Here is a 3763-nt window from a genome sequence, read left to right on the forward strand (position 1 = left end):
GTGTACGTCGCCGACGGCGCCGAGTTCGCCGACCAGCTGGTCGTCCCCAAGGTGGACGCCCTGGCCCAGATCGCCAAGGCCAACGACGTGGCCGCGGTGCTGGTCACCTCCTCCGGTGAGGGCAAGGAGGTCGCCGCCCGGGTGGCGCTGCGGATCGGCTCCGGCATCATCACCGACGCGATCGACCTGGAGGCCGGCGACGGCGCTCCGGTCGCCACCCAGTCGGTGTTCGCCGCCTCCTTCCAGGTGAAGTCCACGGTCACCAAGGGCGCCCCGGTCATCACCGTGAAGCCGAACGCCGTCGCCCCGGAGGCCGCCCCGGCCGCCGGTGCGGTGGAGAACGTGTCGGTGGAGTTCACCGGCAACGCCGCCAAGGTCACCTCGCGCACCCCGCGCGTCTCCACCGGCCGCCCCGAGCTGACCGAGGCCGCCATCGTGGTCTCCGGCGGCCGTGGCGTCGGTGCCGCCGAGGGCTTCGGCGTGGTCGAGGAGCTCGCGGACGCGCTCGGCGCGGCCGTCGGTGCCTCGCGCGCCGCCGTGGACGCCGGCTGGTACCCGCACAGCAACCAGGTCGGCCAGACCGGCAAGCAGGTCTCGCCGCAGCTCTACATCGCGGCGGGCATCTCCGGTGCCATCCAGCACCGGGCCGGCATGCAGACCTCGAAGACCATCGTGGCCGTCAACAAGGACCCCGAGGCCCCGATCTTCGAGCTGGTCGACTACGGCGTGGTCGGCGACCTGTTCCAGGTGCTGCCGCAGCTGACCACCGAGGTGAAGACCCGCAAGGGCTGATCCGCGGGACGGTCCAGAGGACCGGAGGGCGTGGTACCGGGTGCTCGGTGCCACGCCCTCCGCCGTCGTGCCCCGGGCCGCGGGGAGCGCCGCGCCGGCCCGTAGAGTCGGCCCGACGGCGCCCGGGCGCGGGAGCCCCCGGTGCGAACAGGGCGAGGACGAGGACCGAAGCATGGCACTGCTGACGGCACTTCATGGCGACCACGGCGACGCGGCGGACGCGCTGCGGATCGACGGCCGGACGCTCTCCCGGGAGGAACTCCTGGGCGCGGCGACCGCGGTGGCCGACCGGGTCGCCGGGGCACCCGCGCTGGCGGTGCTCGCCCGGCCCACCCTGGAGACGGTCACCGCCGTGGTCGGCGGGCTGCTGGCGGGCGTCCCGGTGGTGCCGCTGCCGCCCGACTCGGGCCCCAAGGAGCGCGAGCACATCCTGCGGGACTCGGGCGCCGCGCTGCTGGCGCACGCCGCCGGGGAGGACGCGCCCGACGCCGGGCCGGTGGCGGCCCTGCCCGTGGACCCCGCCGAGCGTTCGGCGACCAGCTACGCCGAACCGGCCGCCGACGCGACCGGGTTCGTGCTCTACACCTCGGGCACCACCGGCGCGCCCAAGGGCGCGGTGATCCGGCGGGCGGCGATCGCCGCCGACCTGGAGGCCCTCGCCGCCGCCTGGCAGTGGACCGCCGAGGACACCCTGGTGCACGGGCTGCCGCTGTTCCACGTGCACGGGCTGCTGCTCGGCGTGCTCGGCGCCCTGCGCACCGGCAGCCGGCTGGTGCACACCGGACGGCCCACCCCCGCGGGCTACGCGCAGGCGGGCGGCAGCCTGTACTTCGGCGTGCCCACCGTGTGGTCCCGGCTGGCGGCGGACCCGGCGGCGGCCGGGCGGCTGGCCCCGGCCCGGCTGCTGGTCTCCGGCAGCGCGCCGCTGCCCGTACCGGTCTTCGAGAAGCTGGCGGCGCTCACCGGGCACGCCCCGATCGAGCGCTACGGGATGACCGAGTCGCTGATCACCGTCAGCACCCGGGCGGACGGCGAGCGGCGCCCCGGCAGCGTCGGGCTGCCGGTGGACGGAGTGCGCACCCGGCTGGTCGGCGAGGACGGCGAGCCGGTGCCGTACGACGGCGAGAGCGTCGGCGAACTGCAGGTCAGCGGCCCCACGCTGTTCAGCGGTTACCTCAACCGGCCGGACGCCGACGCCGAGGCCTGGACGGCGGACGGCTGGTTCCGCACCGGGGACGTCGCGGTGATCGGGGCCGACGGCTTCCACCGGATCGTCGGCCGGGCCTCGGTGGACCTGATCAAGAGCGGCGGCTACCGGATCGGCGCGGGCGAGGTCGAGGCCGCGCTGCGCGACCACCCGGCGGTCGCCGACGCGGCCGTGGTCGGCGCGCCGGACGAGGACCTCGGACAGGCGATCGTCGCGTACGTCGTGCCGGACGGCGCCGTGACGGGGGAACAGCTGACGGCCTTCGTGGCGGAGCGGCTCTCGGTGCACAAGCGCCCGCGGCGGGTCGTGCTGGTACCCGAACTGCCCAGGAACGCGCTGGGAAAGGTGTTGAAGAAGCAGCTCCTGACGGAGCACCGCGGGCACTGATGAGGGGGCGTCGGGACACGCCCGGCGGTGACGGGTGTTCACCCTGATGCGCCGTCGGCGACCGGAGCCCGGAAACCTTCCTTTGGCGCACTCCACTGCGCGCGGTGAGCGGACGCGTGCCTAACGTGACGAGCAGGCAGAACTGAATCCACGGGAGACATGCCGCGGCCCCCGGTCGCACGGCCGGGGGCCGCGGCAGGTCGGACCGGGGACTGCCGAAGGTACGGACCGGCGAAGCCGGGGCGTACCGCGTGTCCGCAGCAGTTTCCGCAGCCGCCCTTCCGGCGGCCGTACGCCGCAGTGCGTTCGCAGCAGTGAAGGAAGTCAGCAGGGATGACCACCGTCAACACCGGCGCACCGGATGCCGCCGACGAACCGACCGGGCAGCACGCCCCCGCCCCCGCCGCCCGCCCCGCCACCACCGCCCGTCCCTCGCGGGCCGCGCGGATCCGTCGGGGGATAGGCATGGCGGCCGCGATCGCGGTCGGCGTGGGGACCATCGGGCTCGGCACCGGGGTGACGCCCGCCGCGGCCGAGAAGGCCCCGGCGCACGCCGGGTGGGACGGCTCGCGGTACTGGTTCAAGAACAGCCAGGGGCAGTGGCGCTGGACCACCCACTACAGCGTGTACGTGGCGCGGACCGGCGGCGCCAAGTCCCCGGCGAAGTCCTCGTCCTCCTCGAAGTCCGCCAAGTCCTCGAACAGCGGGATCAAGCAGGGCTGGGACGGCTCGCGGTACTGGTTCAGGAACAGCAAGGGGGAGTGGCGCTGGACCACCCACTACGACATCTACCTGCAGCGGACCGGCGGCTCCGCGTCCTCCTCCGGTTCCTCCGGCTCCTCCCACGAGGTGGCGGCGGACGCCGACGTCGAGACCGCGGTGGAGTACGCGCTCGCCCAGCTGGGCAAGCCGTTCCGGACCGCCGGCAACGGGCCGGACGGGTACGACTGCTCGGGCCTGGTGCAGCAGTCCTTCCGGCGCGGCGGCATCGACCTGCCGCGGGTGGCCAACGACCAGTACGCGGCCACCACGCCGATCAAGGCGAGCCAGCTGCGCCGCGGTGACCTGCTGTTCTGGTCGCCGGACGGCACCGCGCGGGGCATCCAGCACGTGGCGATCTACCTGGGCGACAACCGGTACGTGGAGGCCGCGCGGCCCGGGACGCTGATCCGGATCTCCACGATCAGCAGCGGGTACTACCCCGCGTACATGGGGCGGCCGTAGCCCACGGGGTGGGGGGGGGGGGGGGGGGGGGGGGGGGGGGCCCCCCCCCCCCCCCCCCCCCCCCGGCCCCCACCGGAACCGCTGCCGCCGCTCGCCGGGGGTGTGGCCCCGGGCAGCGGCTCGGTGGTCGTCGTGGTGACGCCTGCCTGGGCC

The 3763-nt window shown here is 75.1% G+C and carries 3 protein-coding genes; all 3 read left to right on the forward strand.

The features are described from left to right. Positions 1-792: electron transfer flavoprotein subunit alpha/FixB family protein (locus ACZ4W5_RS37835; RefSeq protein WP_465659780.1), on the forward strand; the 792-nt coding region annotated here is incomplete at its 5' end. Between the two features lie 172 nt (positions 793-964). Continuing rightward, positions 965-2386 carry an acyl-CoA synthetase gene (locus ACZ4W5_RS37840; RefSeq protein WP_465659782.1) on the forward strand — a complete coding sequence of 474 codons (1422 nt, stop codon included), beginning with the start codon at positions 965-967 and terminating at the stop codon, positions 2384-2386. Between the two features lie 333 nt (positions 2387-2719). After that, entirely contained in the window at positions 2720-3610 is an 891-nt protein-coding gene (locus ACZ4W5_RS37845; RefSeq protein ID WP_465659784.1) for a C40 family peptidase, read from the forward strand. The last annotated feature ends 153 nt before the right edge of the window (positions 3611-3763 follow it).

The sequence above is a fragment of the Kitasatospora sp. NPDC029367 genome (assembly GCF_055569135.1).